Raw genomic sequence first — 17,530 nt, forward strand, 5'->3', positions numbered from 1 at the left:
GGGGGAGATTTGAAAGAATTTATATGATAAAACTTCGACCTTGTAGTTGGCGTTTACACAAAACTATGGACAGTCCCATTTATCGCAAAATTTACTCTCTAGTCAACTCTCCATGTGCTCTCCTATTTTTTCCTTGCCTTTTGGTCAGGTTATCACCCAAATCTTCTCTCGCTTTTTCTGCAATCTCTTGTAATTCTTTTATGATCTCAGGATACATTGCTGCTACGTTATAGCGTTCTCCAGGGTCTCTTCTCAAATCGTAGAGGCAAAGTTCTGTTACTTCTCCAACCTTATATGCTCCTCTGAACCCATCATTTTTAGGTAAAACATCTTCATATGAACGATGCTTATGAGGAAATACCAATTTCCATGAGCCTTTTCTGACTGCCTCCAAATCGTTTTTTTTATAATAGTAGTAAAACTCAGTTCTGGGTGTTTCGTCTTTTCCAAAAAGGATCGAAGAAATATCAACACCATCAATCTTTTGCTTTGGTAACGGGGCTCCAACAATTTCACATATAGTGGGCAAAATATCAATACTGCTAGACAATTTGTTTGATATACTACCCGCTTCAATTTTGTGAGGCCAACGCACAATACAAGGTACCCGAATACCACCTTCGAAATTACATCCTTTTGCTTCTCTTAGTCCACCGGTATTTCCGGCATGATTTCCAAAATTGATCCAAGGACCATTATCACTTAAAAAAATAACAAGAGTATTGTCATCGATATTTTGAGCTTTAAGTGTTTTCATTATTTCTCCTACCGACCAGTCTACTTCCATCATAACATCCCCATAAAGTCCTTGCTCACTTTGCCCTTTAAACTTATTTGATACACCTAGGGGTACATGCGGCATTGAATGAGCGAAATAGAGAAAGAACGGATTATTCGTATTACTTTTTATGAATTTTACGGCCTGTTCTGTATAGAGGGTTGTCAGTTTTGCTTGATCTTCCAAATTTGCCACAATCATCGTGGTATCTATCTGATGAGAGCCTCGCTTCGACTCGAGCAGAGGAAGTGGTGGCACAGATTTTCTTCCGGCCGCTGGTTTTATGGGTTTTCCGTCATATCCTACCGTCCACATATCATTAGAATAAGGGAGTCCAAAAAATGTATCAAAACCATGATTATGAGGTAAAAATTCTTCTTGGTGACCTAAGTGCCACTTCCCCACTATCGCAGTAGCATAGTTTTCGTATTTCAAGAGTTCCGCTATAGTCTCTTCATCACTGTGCAACCCATATTCTGTAAAAGGAGAAAGGGCTCCATAGAATCCAATACGATTGGGATAGCAACCGGTCATCAATGCGGCACGCGATGCAGAAGATACTGCCTGACCTGCCAAAAGATCGGTAAAACGCATTCCTTCCTTAGCCAGAATATCTAAATTAGGCATTTTATATCCTAAGGCACCATAACTTGTGAGATCTCCATAGCCCAAATCGTCCATGAAGATCAGAATCACATTTGGTTTGTTCCTCTTTTCTGTGGCAAAAATATAGTAACAGTAAAAAAAGACAAATACGAATAATCCTATTTTTTTCATATACTTGTATTGTTTTATAAAATTTTATCGAATACTACTCCTCTGATTATATTTCTGAGTATTCTCCATATATATAAGTGAAAATTATTTTTTCTTTTTCTTAGCTTTCAGAGCTTCCTGAATTCTCATAAACTTATCATGTTGCTCCTCTGTGAAAATTTCCTTGACTTTTGCTTTCCATACACTATCTGCTTCTAGCATTAATTTTCTCCTTTCTGGGATTGGTGTTTTTTTTGCCTCTAATTCTTCCTGAGTTTTCCAAAACTCTAAGGCTGCATCATAGATTTGCTTTCCTTGCTCCTCTGATAACTTATATGTTTTTATCATTGAGGTTTTACGTTCATGAGCTTTATCTTCGGATCTTTTTTGCTGTGCATAACCCAAGTGAATAGTAAAGACAGCCATTGATATTATCAATAAAATAATTTTAATCTTTTTCATCGTATTATTTTTTATAAGTGTAGAAAATTTAGACTTCTTTATTTTTGACAAAGAGCCTTTATTTTTAGTTAGAACGAAGACTATTTAATACTTCGTAGTCGTAGCTCGCAGAAGCTTGAGAATCATCCAAATCTGTCATTTTGATTAGGAAGATATCAATTGCCACGCTTGGCGGCATTTCATCTTCAGTTAAAGCTCCATTACCAAAGCCGTTTATAGCTTTAGACATTGCAATCATTGCGTTAGATCCATCTGTATTGTCCCCTAATAATAATTCTATGCGAATTCCATAGTTATTATTGACCCCATATACATAAGGAAGAATCTTTCTTTGTGGATAGCTGCTATAACCCGGTTGCGCATACGCATAGACAAGGTAGTTCTCATCTTTTAATGAAATATTACCTGTACTTGTCTCCGGAATTATATAAGACATAACAATATTACCGTCACCTAAGTCAGTTTCTACCCAATCGGCTATTTCTATATTGAAAGTGTATTTCAATACATTTACATTGCCCCTACCATCGTCCCCTTTATCTCCTACCGGACCCTTTTCTCCTGGATCACCTATGATTCCGGCTGGTCCGCGTAATCCTTCCTCCATGCATGATGAGAAAAAGAAGGACATAAATAGAGAATAGAACAAAATTTTTATTACTTTTTTCATTTTGATAATCTATTTAAGTTAGACTTTTTAATTGCTTATAAAATATTATATTTACTGTTTTTCCAAATCTTTCACTCTTATATTCCGAAACATAACCTCGGAATCATGTCCTAAGAAAGCTATGTGTCCCTTTTCGTATAAGAGTCTAGGGTTTCTTTTGAGACGTTGGCTAGGTAAATCTCCGATGTTACCATCTAAAATCAAAACACCATTCAGTATAATTTTGATTTTCAACCCTTCTACTCTCACTTCTTGCTCATTCCATTCTCCAATCGGCTTCATCCCTTCTCTTTTGGCGGGAATATCCATATACAGAGATCCGTGATACTGAGCCGGTTTTAGGTGCGTATATATGGGGGCATCGTTATCTATAATCTGTAACTCCATTCCATCGTATCCTCTATTTGTATTCATCAATTTATGTCTGATCCCTATCCCATTGTTAGCACCAGGTGTCAGTTGAAATTCAAATCGGAGTATAAAATCTTTATATTCTTCTTTGGAGTATAAATTGCCATTTCCTCCCGGTTTTTTTACAATTGATTTTTCTCGTATATAATATTGGTCGTTATAGTCAATCCATTGATCCAAGGAACTTCCATCGAACAGAATCTTAAATCCACTCTTTTTCTCTTCCGAGGTCAATTGATAGATTTTTTGAGGAGCATTAGTCTGACCTTCCATACCGATACTTCCTATATAGATTGATAAGAAAAAGCAGATAAATGTTTTAGTTGAACTTCTCATAAAGCGAAGAGTTATTTGTATTCTTTTGATATTAATTCATTTGATTGATGTAGAAGTTATTCAGCTCTTCATAGTTTCTGAAAGAAGTAGCCTCCACCCCTTCAGGATTTCTTGTCTCGATAAAGAATATATCTATATAAACTTTCTGAGGAGCGATTCCCCAGTTCAAGTTTACGTTATCCCAACCATTGGCATTTGATCTCGACATAAATATATTTCCATAATTCCCTCTATTAGCCAGCAATTCTATTTTTATGCCATAAGTATTATTTACACCAAAAATGTAAGGTAGCATTTTCTTCTGCGAATAATTTACAACTCCTTCTGGACGCGCATATGCAACTACTAAATGATTTGTAGAGTTAAGGGACAATCCACCGAAATCGCTATCTTTGATTACATAGCTAACCCCTCCATTACCTATCCCTGTTAGGACACCGCTCCAATCCCCATCAGCCCATTTTGTTGCACCTTTATCGAGGGAAAGACTGTATTTTAGTACAAGTGCCGTACCTTCCCCAGTTTGACCTTTATCTCCTTTTTCTCCAACATCTCCGCGTGGGCCTTTAACTCCTACAGGTCCCTGCATCGATTCTTCAGAACAGGATAGTATAACCCCTGAGAGAATAAGAAGAATAATAACCATTAAAATATTCTGTTTTTTCATACTGTATTTTAATTTAACGTTAAAATTTATATCTGTTTTGAATTCCACTTGATCGCACTTTTTTGCAGGTAACTTTCATTACAGAGCAACGCTGCTGTTGCAGATTTGATTCCGAAGTCTATATCTGCCCTAAGTTTTTCTCCGTTTTTTATTGCCTGAAGAAAATTTTTATGATGATTGACATGAGCGCTCCCAAGTCCTTTAACTTTACTGAACTCATATATATGTTGATTTTGCACAACCGTTTTTTTAGGTTCTCCTACTCCCAAACTCATCAACCCTTTAAACAGTTCGTTAGGTATTCTAGTTCTGGTTTTAAGAGTTATAGTATTCCATTCTACTCGCATAGTTCCTTTGGTACCTATCATAGTAAAGTCAGTGCTGCTCCACTTTTTAGATATTCCATCTACCAGATTAGCTCGCAATGCTAATGTAAAAGCTCCCTTGTTTCCCATGTTAGGATAATCAAGATAGCTAAGCATTACTTCCGGTAGATCTCTTGTTCCATCTCGATAATAGTTTAGGCCTCCAGTCGAATAGACTCGTTCTGGACCTTGAGCTTGCATAATATAGTGTACACTGGCTATTACATGGACAAACAAGTCTCCTGCTAATCCGGAACTATAGTCTTGCCAGCCTCTCCACTGGAAAAAGCGTTGGGCATCAAAAGGTCTTTTCGGAGCATTTTCTAAAAACCTATCCCACGCAATTGTACTTTCGTTTGCATCTTTAGGAGTCACAAATGATTTCAAATCGTTAGGAGCAATTGTAAATTCGCCTTCAATTAAATTTACAGGACCTATTAATCCCGATTCCGTAATTAATCGGGCTAGTTCTGTACCCCATGCGGAAACACCTTGGCTACCAGTCTGAAAAATTACTTTATTCTCTTTTTGAGCTCGTATCAGCTCTTTACCTTCGGCTATCCGATAAATTATCGGTTTTTCACAATAAATGTGTTTGCCTGCTTTCATAGCTTCTAAAGCTATCTTTTGATGCAAATGATCGGGAGTTGCTATGATTACAGCATCCACTTTATCACTGTGTATGATATCGCGATAATTTCGAGAAATTAAAATTTCCTTACCATATTCATCGATAGTTTCTTGAAGACGTTTCTCATAAACGTCACAAACAGCAGTCAGTTGCGACATTTTAGTTGTCAAAGAAGCCTTTAGGTTTGTTGTGCCCATTCTGCCCTTCCCTATTACAGCTAATCGGATTAATTCTTCATTTTGTTTCGCTTCCGAAAAATGCTTTGCAAAGGACATCTTGGGAAGTAAGCTGAATGCTGTAGCTCCCATTGCTAAGTTTTTAATGAATGATCTTCTGTTGTGCATAGTATATTTATAGTCTATTATTTAATATCTGCTAATTTTTTATTTCCGTATTGTGTCGCTTGTTCTTCACATTCTTTTCTTAACTGTAGCACAATTTCTCTATATGCTGATTCTAAAGCTAAATTATTTGTTTCTAACGGATCTAATTTTAGATCATACAGTTCTTCCGGTGCATCTATCGTTCGATATCGGAAATATTTCCAACGCGACGTTCGTATGCCTTCCGATGATGGGATCTCTTTTTTATCCCACAGATGCTCAAACAAAATGGACTCCCTTTTTGGTGCTGTTTTCCCATCTTGATAATAATTTAAAAGACTGGTTCCTTGATAGTAAACAGGCTGATCTATTAGAGCTAGATCTAGAATAGTACTTGGTATATCGATATTCAGCACCGGTTCATCTATTTTTTTTGATCCCTCTATTCTCGGGTCATATACAATCATAGGAATGCGTATGGATGTATCATGTAGCAACCATTTGTCTGCTAGCTGTCTGTCTCCTAAATAATATCCGTTATCGCCGGCAAATACAATAACTGTATTTTCTGATAGTCCTTTATCTTTTAGCAGCTTGCGTATTATTCCTATTTCGTGATCCACTTGTGTAATCATACGGTAATAGGCTTTTACATACTGTTGATACTTCTCCTCTGTATCAAATCTCCAATGCCAACGAATACGATTGAATCCTTCTTGTACTTCTTTGGGTAATGCTTCAAAATACTTATCATCCTTTAACAATGGAGGAGGAATGGTAATGTGCTCATATATCGAAGCATATTCAGGATCAGAGAAGTATTGATCTTTGGCAGGATCGTGTGCATGAGGTGCACTAAAACTTATTGACAGGCAAAATGGTTTATCTGTGGGAGCATTTAAAATAAAGTCTCTGGCTTTGTAGCCTGCATAGGTAGTCAAATGTACCGTATCCGATTCTATTGTTTTATAATAATATCCTCTGCGATCTTTCAAGTCGTCCCTACGATCGAAAAAATCGGATTGATCGAAAAGTTCATCGGCTTTTTGATAGACTATTCCCAATTTTCCAAAAAAGCCCGTATAATATCCATGTTCTTTAAGGTAGACAGGATAAGAAATACGTGCATACTGTTCTTTTAACGCTCCTTGACCGAAAGTGTACCCATGTGTTCTTTCATACATTCCTGTTAATATAGAAGCTCGGCTGGCCGCGCTGATGGGTGTAGTGCTGAATGCATTTTGAAAATAGATACCTTCGTTAGCTAAAGCATCCATATTGGGCGTGCTAATAATATTATTACCTGCACATCCCATAGCATCCCAACGTTGATCGTCGGTCAAAATGAATATAATGTTAGGTCTTTTCCCTTTCAGATTGACTGATTTCATTTGTTGAACCGAAAGGGTGGATAGTGCTAACGCTGTTACACCTATACTATATTTAGAAGTGTTTTTATTCATTACTAATTATCTATTTATTTCATATACGGAGTTAGCTTGATTCAGTTTCAATTCGAATTCATTTTTATTCACCTGTGTTAATATTCCGTTAGACACCTTTGGTTTTTTAGATGAAGTGAAGCGAAGCACTCCACCATTTGAATCAGGAGTATGAACTATTATTTTTTTCGTTTCTACAGATAGTTTTATATCTCCAATAGGAGTTGGAACAGTTCCTTCCATCCATTTCAAATTTGCCAAATTAGGTTCTATAATATATTCTCTATACCCTGGCTTTGTCGGTTTTATTCCTAAATAATACTTGCCAAACAAATAAACAGGATTGGCTCCCCAAGCATGACAAAGGCTCTTTCCGAATGGACGATCATACATAGCATAATGCTCATTGTCGGGCAGAGACGGGTCATAGGCCTCCCAAAAGCTAGTTGCTCCGAGATCTATCATCCCTCCCCAATAATCTTTTACATAGTCTAATACATACTTATGTTCTCCTATTTCACATAGTGCCGCCAACTCATAAAATTTCATATAAGGCGTTGTTATAGCTAATATTGAGTCGTTGAGCAGAACATTGTGCTTAATTTTTTGCTTTCTCTCTTCGCTAACTATATCTAACAGAATAGCAAACATATTAGTGTATCTAGTTATTTCCTCAGATAGTTTCCCGTTGACTCTACGGTGTAAATACGCTCCTACGGCATCTTGCCAAAAAATATCGTTAAATTGGTTGATTTTGTCACTATACAATTTGGTCATTTTCTCCTGCATAGGTTTGTCTTCTACCAGCTCAGCAGATACTTTCATTGCTTCTAAGCTTTTTATAAACAAAAGCTGCTCGAAAGAGAGTTCTCCTGTTTTTTGTATGGGTGCCCAGTCGACAAATACCCAGTCGGTACTTTGTCCTTCGGCAATTCCATTTTCATTGAGTCTGCTTAAACAAAAATCCATAGTACTTTTCATTCTAGGATATATTTGCCTGATAAACTCAATATCTCCGGTGTATACGTAGTGATCGTAAATGCCAATCAACCAATAAAAAGTATAATCTAAAATGGAATTTAAGTGTCTGGTTTGAGGTTCATGACCTCTTAGCCCCCACATGGTACGTTTATTTACATCTTCATCGAAAAAGGTATAAAAATTCATAAGGTAGCTTTGATAAGCATCTCCACTCCAAGCCCAGCGATCTCTTTTTATTCCATCTATATGCACTTCTCTTGTCGAAAGATGCAGAGTGTAGTATGAAATATCGTAAATTTTATTCAACAACGGATCCGAAGATTTGAATGCACCTCTATAATCTAAAGGTAAATACTCGTAGTCTGCAGATAGATTAGTGTGTTTTACATCTCCTTCGGTCACGACTTGAACGTATCTAAAAGCTCTTGTAGGAATAGTATCAATATATGAAACATCGCTATCTACCTTCCTTATATCCCATGTTTCGGCCAGTTTTCCCGCCATAGCCTCTTCTATACTTTCACCATAATATAAGTACAACCTCCCTTTCCCCTCTACGTTATGAAGAATGGGGAAACCGAATGTTTCTTTTCCAAAATCGTATAGTATACTATTCTCCTCTTTCTTTAATACAATAGACTCGATAGGCTTCACAGCTAGTTTATAATCTGAAGGAAGCATAGTCGGATCTGTAAAAGATAATTGCTCAGCAGGAATAAGTTCTCCATTTAAGGCACTGACATGCCAAGAATCATCTGAAACATACGAGGGACTTTTAAAATGAATAGCCGGAAGTCCTTCAAAGTTTTCAACCAAAATGATCATAGTGTAATCGCCCGCCGGCAGTTCAAAATCCGTTGGATCATAGTCATAATGAGTTCCTTTGCCCTGTATACCTCGTATATAGAATTTACCATCAACATGCAAAGAGGCTTTCTCCGGTTTTTGAAGTGTAATTCTCTTATTGAACTGGATAATACCATAAGGTACATCAACCCTATATAGACCTGCGGGGATGTGCTGATTGCGTTCTGTTCGCCGTGTCATCAGGTTTTTATGAGTTAGAATACCAAATTCTCCAGGATAGGCAATCCAATATGCTACATCCTCTTTTGGCTCCGCAATTGCAGAATTGAAAGGGATCGATAGTAAAACTAATGCTAATATATAGGCTACAAACTTCATCTTTTTTATTGTTTTATTTCATAAGTGGGCTACATAATTTTTTTTTCATTGAATATCAACAATCTTCAAGCCTCCAGCATTATCCACATATCGAGTCAGATTTACACCGGAACCGGTAAAATTCGGAGTACCTCCGAAAATATTATTTACAGCATAGCTGGTTTTTGTTGAACTATTTCTGATACCTATACCTTCACAGTTGAATATATTGTCATTTATAGAGATATTCGCCGATCTTGAAGAGATATCTATAGCTGCACGTTTTAGAGTAGAGGGTTCCTGAAACTGATTGTTTGATATGATAAGATCCGTTGCGTAATGGCAATTTATATCAACTGAATAATAGGCTTCCAGCGGGTCGTTATTGTTTAAGAATTTACTTCCTGCTTTATTCAGGCAATAAAAAAGGTTATTAGTTATAAATCCTTGTCTCACCCCTTTTAGAAACACTCCATTTTTCTGATAGTTTATATGACAATTTGTGACATGAAAAGCGGGTTCGGTCCAATAATTATAATCTTTAAGATCGACATAAATCCCATGATCTTGCCCTACAAAATACGAATCCTTTATGATACCATCTTCAGGTCCTTGATCGACAGGGAGGTTGACTCTTCTGTAAAGAAAGCCATATGAAGCAGTACCCCAAAAATAAGAGTTTGTGACTAAAGGGCTATAAGAATCTTCAAATAGCATACCGATATTCATTTTGTAGTTCTTACTATCCGGTCCGTAACGAGAAGTTATTTTAACATTATCAATCAATGGATACCAGGCGTTATAGCACAAAATTCCATTCTTAAAATGTCCCTGGTTAAATTTCTCTCCTCGTATCAGTACATTCTTTACCTGAAGCATTCTTGAATGATGATCTCCCGCATTTTTTCCATCAGTTGTATTGAACTGAATCGCAGCTCCTTTCCCATCTCTTGCAGTAACAAAACTTAGATCTTTGATGGTAGCGGTAAATAGATTCGTGTTAACGTTGAAGGACAAAACTCCTGCATCGTTGTCACACACTAATTCGGTAACATCTTCTCCTGCTCCTCTGAAAATAAATCCCTTATGTACATCAAAACCTTTAAACGACTCCGAATTGAAAACAAGCCGTCTCGAAACTTTGTATCTCCCCGGTGGAAAGTATATATCAACATATTTTACATTGTTTGATTTAATCTCTGTCAAAATTCTATTAAAAGACGTGGAACAGTCAACTTTACCCTCGTTGTCAGCTCCGTAATCAACCATATTGTAAGTAACAGCGTTGTTGTAAGCAACAGCATCAGCTCCCTTCGGTATCTGAATATCCTCCAACACCTCAACATCAGAGTTGCAATTAGTGGTGACTAATATAATACCTAGTAGCAATAGAATAGTATTTGTAGAGTTTTTCATATTCTTTCTTATTTTAATGTTTTAATCTTAATATTTTTGAAATAAGCTTTGCTATTATGGTCTTGCAGAGCAATAGCCCCTTTTTTAACCTTTGCATAACCAGGAAAATCTTTCCATTTTCCACTTTCTCGTTTAGTTATCCAATCTTCAGAGCCGGCTACGAATTCAACTATCTTTTCTCCATTAAGGTAATGTTCTACTTTTCCGTTGTCATACACTATTTTACTAGTATTCCACTCACCTTGCGGATTCATTTTTTTCTCTTTGTTAGGTATATACATAGCATAGTCTGCTCCTGTTTTCTGCCAATCTTCGAGTTCTGTCGGGAAATTTTCATCGTCTATAATTTGATACTCCGGGCCTGTTTGTTGTGGTCCTCTCTCGTATTGTATAGCATCTTCCACAACATGATAGAAGACGCCACTATTGCTTCCTTTATCAATTTTCCACTCCCATTCTAAAATAAAATTCTCATATTCTCTATCCGTTACAAGTGAACCATTAGGCTGCCCAGGAGCGCTTCCCAAGCAGACGAGTGCTCCATCTTCAACTATCCAGTTATCAACAGGAGTGTTCCCTTTATTGTATCCATGCCATCCTTCTAGTGTTTTGCCATCGAAAAGATTCTCCCAAGAAACATCGGACTCCTTTGTTGTATTACATGCACCACTTACAATGATTTGTATAAGTAGCACGAAGTAGAATGCTTTTTTGATATTCATCATACTTTTTAATAAATTTAGTTGTTCATTTAGATTACCAACCGGGATTCTGTCCTCCAAAATTAGGATTATTATCTATCTCCGATTTAGGAATAGGCAACAGTAAGTTTCTTCTTGTAAAATATTTAAACGGTTCATTTATTTTTCTACCGCCAATCCAACTGCCATTTACATATCGTGGGGCACCTTCGGGTATTTTTGGTAAAAATTTCTCTATTTGATACATATACATAACATCCCCATTCGGTGCTTTCATTCTGATCAGGTCAAAAAATCTTTTAAGATCTTCTGCCAAAAACTCCAAACCACGCTCCCAAAAGATAGCCAATCTAAACTCTTCCTTACTCAAGCCGTCAGCCAAGTTTTTGGGATTTGCAGAAGCTGTTCCATCTGCTTTTCTGGCACGTTCTCTTATGGTATTAAATGCATTATAAGCCTCTTGAGTAGGTCCATTTATTTCATTTTCGGCTTCAGCTACAATCATATACATTTCGGCTAGCCTTATTACGTACATATCATTTTCAGCATTATATTCAGTAGCACTTGCATCCTTGTATTTAGCGATATACGGAAAATTACTAACTCCATAATCATGGGGCGGAGTCGGTAATGTTTCAGGAAACGACAATATCTCTCTGCCATCTTTCCTTCTCCAATTTGTGGTAAACGAAACCTTAGTTCTATAATCTCCGGCATAGTCCCCCGAACTATATATTTCATATATATATGGCTGTACAGGATAAATACCAACCGAATTTTTCGAGAATTCGATAGCTTGATTAGGACCATAGTCGCGAGCAAAGTGCGAACCTAAAGAAGTACGTAAATTATTGAATGGATCTCTTGTATATTGGATACCATAGATAACTTCTGTCGCATAATTTTCGGATTCAAGATTTACATCCCATAACCTAGCAAAATCGTCAACTAAGGAATAATTACCAGAATTGATTACTTTCTGTGCATAAAATTTTGCTTGAGTGTAATATTCTATCTTATCCCCTTTATTCATATAATCCAAATAGTTTGCATATGTCAGGCTAGCAGATGCTAGTATTCCTTCGGCTGCTCCTTCTGTTGCTAACCCCTGGACAGTATTATTTGTTCTTGTAGGTAGAAGCAAAGACGCTTGTTTTAAATCTTCAAAAATTAGCTTATAAACTTCATCTACAGAAGCTCTTTTTAAGAATTTTTCTTCCTCCAACGTGAAGTTTTTAGTTCTTAATGGTACTCCTCCGTAAAGCCTGACCAAATAGTAATATATAAATCCTCTAACAAAGTGTGCATGTCCTCTGGCTTCTGTCAAGATCTCGGGTTCATTTCCTTCAGCATCTAAAAAACGTTCCCTGTTGTCTTCTATAAAAGCTAAAAGATGATTGGCTCCATTCAGTATGTTATAAAAAGTATTCCAGAGCAATTGATTCCGAGTATTTGTAGAATCGTACGTACGATTAGCTGTCTGAACAACTTCTGCATTAAGAGAGTTAGCATACACAATATCATCTGTTATTATCATATAGTATAGATATAGCTTGAATGCATTAGGATTGAAACTTGCATACATTCCATCAACCAAAAGCTGTATGTCACTTGTTTTTTTTATAAAGTCTTTATTGGGCACACCTCTAAGTTCCTCATCTAGACTACAATTAGATAGCAGAGAAACAGTAATAATGAGTATAAAAACTTTAATTTTTTGTATTATTCGAGACGTATTCATGTTGCAATATTTTTAAAGGACAATATTAATGCCAAATGTAAATGTTCTACCTTGAGGAGCTGTATAAAAATCGACTCCTGGAGAATTTGAACCGACGCCACTGACTTCGGGATCATATCCTGAATATTTAGTGAAAGTCACTAAATTTGTTCCTGTAGCAAATACTTTAGCCGATGTCATAAACTTAACCCCCAGTTTTGCCAGAGGAATATCGTAGGAAAGAGTAACATTTTTCAGACGAACGTATGTTCCATCCTCTAGTATAAGATTTGTAAGACGACCATTGTAAGGTTGGTTCGAAGTTAGCACAGGCCTAGTGTAAGTGTTTGACTTTCCTTCCCCTCTCCATGCATTTTCGTATGCTTCACGGGATGTATTCCATCTATTTGAGGCAACTAATCCGTCCATTCTATATCTTGTTAGATTAGCTATTTTGTTTCCTATACTGCCATTAACGAATATAGTAAGGTGAAAGTTCTGGTAGCCAAGGGTATTTGAGATTCCCAAGGTATAGTCAGGAAAAGGACTTCCTAGTTCGACTAAGTCTGCTGTATTTATTCTATTATCACCATTAGAGTCTACAAACTTGAGAGCTCCGGGATAGTTTATAGGACTAACCTCATCTTTAGGTCCGGCATCTGCTTCCTGCTGATTCTGATAAACACCATCTACCAAATAACCTATAAACATATACATAGGACCACCAACTCTACTACTATGAGTAGATACTGACCCAAAATAATTTCGGCTGGCTATTCTTTCTTCTACATCGCCAAGACTCAATATTTTGTTTCTATTGAAAGCAATATTAGCTGATATCTCCCAAGTAAATTGATTTTTATCACTTTCTATAATTTGCCCATTTCCTTCAAGTTCAATACCTTCATTACGAATTTTCCCCATGTTCCCTGTATAGGCAGTATATCCTGTACTTGCAGGTATGGGAGCCGAGCCTATCAAATCCACCGTTTTCTTGTTATAGTAGTTCGCTGTAAATTTGAAGCGATTTTTGAGAATACCCACATCAACTCCTACATTCCACTGATAAGTTTTCTCCCATTTTAAATATGGATTTTCGAATCTACCGGGAAAATATCCAGCTATTATTTTGTTTCCAAAAGCTCCAGATTGTCCCCCGTATATAGCCTGACTACTTCCTGCAGATACAGACTGATTACCTGTAATTCCCCAACCGAGCCTGAACTTCATTTGTGAGAAAGTTTTATTTTTTCTCATAAATTTTTCTCTGTCAATATTCCACGCACCTGAAAGAGCCGGAAAGAAATTCCATCTATTTGCCGGAGCAAGCCTGGAAGATCCATCATAACGTCCGGAAAAAGCGAATACATATCGGCTATCGTAGGTGTATATGGCTCGTCCAATAAAGGAAGCTAGGCGAGATGGGACTGGAAAAGAAGTTATTGGTTTTTGTACTGTGCCTGCAGATGACAAATTATAGTACCATGATATGTCGCTCGGAAAATCAGATGCACTGATAGATTTTGATCGAGATTCTGTTTCTTGCCATGAGAAACCACCAACAAGATTAAGCCTGCTTTTTTTTGTTACTCTCCCATTATAAGAAACTGTATATTCGCTCAATAAACTGCTTGATTCTGAATCATACATAATTGCATAGCCATTTGGTGCTTGTCTTCCTGCGATTGTTCCTCGTCCAAAATAAGCATCTCTCGTATTCCATTTTCTAGTATAACCCACATTCAACTTAAAAACTAATCCGGTGAGCATTTCATACGAAAGATTTAATCTCCCCATCAGATTTTTTGCTATATAAATATCTTTTTTTTCGTGCAACAAAGAAAGTGGATTATTTACATCTTCTTCCGAAATATATTCACCTTCCTCTGTAACTCTATTAAAAGGCTCACGAGCCAAAGCTGACGATATAACGGACAGCGCTGCCTGATTTGAGGCAGCAGGTACACTTTGAGGTACGGATTGGTTCTTTGTATCCGAATAGGATGCATTAAAGGTTGCTCTTACTTTTTCACTAAGTGTCCTATTATAATTTATTCTGGCCGAATATCTATCTAATTGGGAGGTTTTGATTATTCCTTCCGATTTGGTGTAACCTCCACTTACCAGATACTGGGAAAATTTATCACCACCCGAAACAGATATCTGATGATCCATAGACACTCCGGTTCTGAAAATTTCATCCTGCCAATCTGTATCAATTCCCAGATTCTTTTCATAAACTTCCTCAGGGAAAGGAAGCGTCACATTTACTCCCAATGTTCCACGTTCTTCTTCTGTTTTGTAAGCTTCGTTATAATAATCCATATAGTCTTTAGATGATAGCAATTCGTAATGTTTTCCTATCTTCGTAGTCGACATATTAAAGTTATACTCTACCTTACTTTTTCCTGGGACACCCTCTTTTGTGGTTATCAAAATCACACCGTTAGCAGCTCTGGAACCGTAAATTGCAGTAGCTGCAGCATCCTTCAATACTTCGATGGAAGCCACATCATTCGGGTTTATACTTGCCAAAGCACTATTACCCAAAAAGGGACTCGCCGATGACTGTGAAATATCCCCTGTAGTGGCTCCTCCGCTCCATCCTCCCGATCCTTCCATAATCACACCGTCTATTACAACTAAAGGGTCATGGTTGCCAAAAGAATTTATCCCTCGTATATGCATTGATATTTCAGAACCAGGAACTCCAGAGTTGTTTATAATTTGAAGCCCTGCAGCTTGCCCTTGCATTAAATCTGAAATGCTTACTGCAGGTCTTTCTTTAGCCATATCTCCCATTTTTATACTTGAAGTAGAAGAAGTTTCTTCGTCTCTAGTCAAATTTCCATAACCATGAATGTGAATCTCGTTCAAGTATTCTTCGCTTTCGTTCAGTATAATATTAATTGATGTCCTTCCATTTACACTAACTACTTGAGATTCCATCCCTATATAAGATATTTTCAGTTTTGCATCGGAAGCGATATTAGCCAATGTGAAGTTTCCATCCATATCGGTAAATGCAACAGTTGATTGCTCTCCTTGGGGGGCTACAGTTTGGACTGTTACTCTCACAAGTGGCTCCTTTTGTCTGTCTGTTACTGTCCCTTTAACCGTTATAGTTTGACCCAAAACAACGGAGCCAAAGCACATCCATCCAACGATAAAGAGTGCTCCTCTTTTTAGTGATATTGACATTTTTTTATTTCTCTTCATGTGTTTTTCATTAGGTTATTTTACTTTATTTGCACAGGCTGTGATTGATCACAAGATTTTATTTTCTAGTACTATATTTTCGCTAACATGTAGAAACGAATGTAAATAGTTATCCGTTTAAAATACTGTCTATAATGATACTTAAACTTTGTTTTTTAATCTTTTTTTATTACTAATGTGAATCAGTAGTTGAAACTGTTCTCTAGTTTAGTTGATTAAAATATTGATAATCAAATAAATATATGTTAAATGTTGGCTCGATCTATTGAGAATCATTAAATTAAAGGAATATTACCACACATTTTTTTAACCATGATTCCCAAGAAGCAAGAGCTTAAATTGATAAGAATTTATATGTATATCTGTGACTTATACGATTCAGAATTAAAGTATTGCTGCCAACGTTACATCAATAATAATATTCCGGCTTTCACTGATCAGAAAATAATGACAATCTACTTATTTGCAGGCCATTGTCAAAAATATTTCGAGATTAAAGATATGCATTCTTTTGCAAAAGAGTATCTTTCTTCTTGGTTCCCTTTATTGCCCTCATATCAAACATTTAATTTAAGATTAAATCGTTTGTCAGAATGCTTTAAAATCTTATCCCAAAGATTGATGGATTCATTCATACCCGATGATTGTGATTTAGATATTTCACTGATTGATTCTATGCTGATAATTACTTGTGCAGGGCGAAATAGAGAAGCCAAAGTAGCTCGTGGGGTTGTAAATAAAGGCTTTTGCTCAACAAAGAAACAATACTATTATGGTCTCAAACTTCATGCTTTAGCTTTTAGCAGAAAGGATAAAATCCCTTTTCCTGAGAGTATAACATTTTCTCCCACAGAAGATAACGATCTGACTATCTTTAAACTGAATTTGGGAGATCTTATATCCAACAGAATAATTTTTGGAGACAAAATATATTCTGATTTTGAGTATTTTAATGACGAAAAGAAGCTGGATCGGAATATTGAAATGCTTACTCCTGTTAAAAGTATCAATGAACAATCTGAACAAGAAAAGCAGCGAAATAAAGCTTTTACGATTTGTTTTCAAACGCTGTTTCTAGGGTCAGACAGCCTATAGAATCATTTTTCAACTGGCTGAATGAAAAAACAAAAATTCAAAGAGCGCAAAAAGTCAGGTCAACAGCCGGGCTCTTAATCCATACGATGGGCAAAATTGCCATTGCATTCATTTATCTGATTTTTAGGGATTAGTAACTTTGTATAGATATTAATTTATTCCTCTTAGCCATCAGCAGTTTCAGGGATAATTCCATTGTCACACTACTTTTGGAATAACATTTTGAATTTCTTCTGAATCTGGCTAAGAAATGTCTTATTAGCGCATTGTAGCTTTCTACAGTATAAGTCTCAGCTTTTGTTTGAACCAATTTTTCTTCAGGGATAGTTTCATTATACACTCTCCAATAATCTGTAGCAACTATTCCTGTGGATTGCTTTTTGACTTTTCCCC

The 17,530-nt window shown here is 36.6% G+C and carries 14 protein-coding genes; 1 reads left to right on the top strand and 13 read right to left on the bottom strand.

Annotated features, from left to right (window positions below):
- Nucleotides 1-91 precede the first annotated feature (91 nt).
- The 12 genes from JGH11_RS03120 to JGH11_RS03175 form a co-directional block, all read right to left on the bottom strand.
- Nucleotides 92-1,555 carry a sulfatase gene (locus JGH11_RS03120; protein ID WP_201110102.1) on the bottom strand — a complete coding sequence of 488 codons (1,464 nt, stop codon included), beginning with the start codon at nucleotides 1,553-1,555 and terminating at the stop codon, nucleotides 92-94.
- 84 nt (nucleotides 1,556-1,639) lie between these two features.
- Complete coding sequence (locus JGH11_RS03125; RefSeq protein WP_201110103.1) at nucleotides 1,640-1,996, bottom strand: hypothetical protein; 357 nt, start codon at nucleotides 1,994-1,996, stop codon at nucleotides 1,640-1,642.
- Between the two features lie 64 nt (nucleotides 1,997-2,060).
- Complete coding sequence (locus tag JGH11_RS03130) at nucleotides 2,061-2,666, bottom strand: collagen-like protein (protein WP_201110104.1); 606 nt, start codon at nucleotides 2,664-2,666, stop codon at nucleotides 2,061-2,063.
- Between the two features lie 51 nt (nucleotides 2,667-2,717).
- Nucleotides 2,718-3,413 carry a DUF1080 domain-containing protein gene (locus JGH11_RS03135; protein WP_201110105.1) on the bottom strand — a complete coding sequence of 232 codons (696 nt, stop codon included), beginning with the start codon at nucleotides 3,411-3,413 and terminating at the stop codon, nucleotides 2,718-2,720.
- A 31-nt stretch (nucleotides 3,414-3,444) separates the two neighbouring features.
- Complete coding sequence (locus JGH11_RS03140) at nucleotides 3,445-4,080, bottom strand: collagen-like protein (protein ID WP_201110106.1); 636 nt, start codon at nucleotides 4,078-4,080, stop codon at nucleotides 3,445-3,447.
- A 26-nt stretch (nucleotides 4,081-4,106) separates the two neighbouring features.
- Nucleotides 4,107-5,420: a Gfo/Idh/MocA family protein gene (locus tag JGH11_RS03145; RefSeq protein WP_201110107.1), complete on the bottom strand. Its 1,314-nt coding sequence runs from the start codon at nucleotides 5,418-5,420 to the stop codon at nucleotides 4,107-4,109.
- A 17-nt stretch (nucleotides 5,421-5,437) separates the two neighbouring features.
- Nucleotides 5,438-6,862 (bottom strand): sulfatase, encoded by a 1,425-nt coding sequence (locus tag JGH11_RS03150; RefSeq protein WP_201110108.1) that lies wholly within the window; start codon nucleotides 6,860-6,862, stop codon nucleotides 5,438-5,440.
- A gap of 6 nt (nucleotides 6,863-6,868) precedes the next feature.
- Nucleotides 6,869-9,007, bottom strand: a complete 2,139-nt coding sequence (locus tag JGH11_RS03155; protein WP_201110109.1) for a GH116 family glycosyl hydrolase — start codon at nucleotides 9,005-9,007, stop codon at nucleotides 6,869-6,871.
- Nucleotides 9,008-9,052: 45 nt separating this feature from the next.
- On the bottom strand, nucleotides 9,053-10,402 hold the full coding sequence (locus JGH11_RS03160; protein ID WP_201110110.1) for a glycosyl hydrolase family 28-related protein: 1,350 nt from the start codon (nucleotides 10,400-10,402) through the stop codon (nucleotides 9,053-9,055).
- Nucleotides 10,403-10,410: 8 nt separating this feature from the next.
- On the bottom strand, nucleotides 10,411-11,127 hold the full coding sequence (locus tag JGH11_RS03165) for a DUF1080 domain-containing protein (protein WP_201110111.1): 717 nt from the start codon (nucleotides 11,125-11,127) through the stop codon (nucleotides 10,411-10,413).
- A 31-nt stretch (nucleotides 11,128-11,158) separates the two neighbouring features.
- Nucleotides 11,159-12,844: a RagB/SusD family nutrient uptake outer membrane protein gene (locus tag JGH11_RS03170; RefSeq protein ID WP_201110112.1), complete on the bottom strand. Its 1,686-nt coding sequence runs from the start codon at nucleotides 12,842-12,844 to the stop codon at nucleotides 11,159-11,161.
- Nucleotides 12,845-12,856: 12 nt separating this feature from the next.
- Nucleotides 12,857-16,042: a TonB-dependent receptor gene (locus JGH11_RS03175; RefSeq protein ID WP_201110113.1), complete on the bottom strand. Its 3,186-nt coding sequence runs from the start codon at nucleotides 16,040-16,042 to the stop codon at nucleotides 12,857-12,859.
- A 621-nt stretch (nucleotides 16,043-16,663) separates the two neighbouring features.
- Between JGH11_RS03175 and JGH11_RS20115 the strand changes: the two genes are divergently transcribed.
- Complete coding sequence (locus JGH11_RS20115; protein WP_236263845.1) at nucleotides 16,664-17,137, top strand: transposase; 474 nt, start codon at nucleotides 16,664-16,666, stop codon at nucleotides 17,135-17,137.
- A gap of 130 nt (nucleotides 17,138-17,267) precedes the next feature.
- Here JGH11_RS20115 and JGH11_RS03185 read toward each other — a convergent pair.
- On the bottom strand, nucleotides 17,268-17,530 hold a 263-nt coding region (locus tag JGH11_RS03185), incomplete at its 5' end, for an IS1 family transposase (RefSeq protein WP_201110114.1).

It is taken from the genome of Dysgonomonas sp. Marseille-P4677 (assembly GCF_016652235.1).
GTDB lineage: Bacteria > Bacteroidota > Bacteroidia > Bacteroidales > Dysgonomonadaceae > Dysgonomonas.

Excerpts from the sequence above, each read along its gene's own strand:
- JGH11_RS03120 (WP_201110102.1), bottom strand. The coding sequence starts at position 1,555 with ATGAAAAAAATAGGATTATTCGTATTTGTCTTTTTTTACTGTTACTAT.
- JGH11_RS03125 (WP_201110103.1), bottom strand. The coding sequence starts at position 1,996 with ATGAAAAAGATTAAAATTATTTTATTGATAATATCAATGGCTGTCTTT.
- JGH11_RS03130 (WP_201110104.1), bottom strand. The coding sequence starts at position 2,666 with ATGAAAAAAGTAATAAAAATTTTGTTCTATTCTCTATTTATGTCCTTC.
- JGH11_RS03135 (WP_201110105.1), bottom strand. The coding sequence starts at position 3,413 with ATGAGAAGTTCAACTAAAACATTTATCTGCTTTTTCTTATCAATCTAT.
- JGH11_RS03140 (WP_201110106.1), bottom strand. The coding sequence starts at position 4,080 with ATGAAAAAACAGAATATTTTAATGGTTATTATTCTTCTTATTCTCTCA.
- JGH11_RS03145 (WP_201110107.1), bottom strand. The coding sequence starts at position 5,420 with ATGCACAACAGAAGATCATTCATTAAAAACTTAGCAATGGGAGCTACA.
- JGH11_RS03150 (WP_201110108.1), bottom strand. The coding sequence starts at position 6,862 with ATGAATAAAAACACTTCTAAATATAGTATAGGTGTAACAGCGTTAGCA.
- JGH11_RS03155 (WP_201110109.1), bottom strand. The coding sequence starts at position 9,007 with ATGAAGTTTGTAGCCTATATATTAGCATTAGTTTTACTATCGATCCCT.
- JGH11_RS03160 (WP_201110110.1), bottom strand. The coding sequence starts at position 10,402 with ATGAAAAACTCTACAAATACTATTCTATTGCTACTAGGTATTATATTA.
- JGH11_RS03165 (WP_201110111.1), bottom strand. The coding sequence starts at position 11,127 with ATGATGAATATCAAAAAAGCATTCTACTTCGTGCTACTTATACAAATC.
- JGH11_RS03170 (WP_201110112.1), bottom strand. The coding sequence starts at position 12,844 with ATGAATACGTCTCGAATAATACAAAAAATTAAAGTTTTTATACTCATT.
- JGH11_RS03175 (WP_201110113.1), bottom strand. The coding sequence starts at position 16,042 with ATGAAGAGAAATAAAAAAATGTCAATATCACTAAAAAGAGGAGCACTC.
- JGH11_RS20115 (WP_236263845.1), top strand. The coding sequence starts at position 16,664 with ATGGATTCATTCATACCCGATGATTGTGATTTAGATATTTCACTGATT.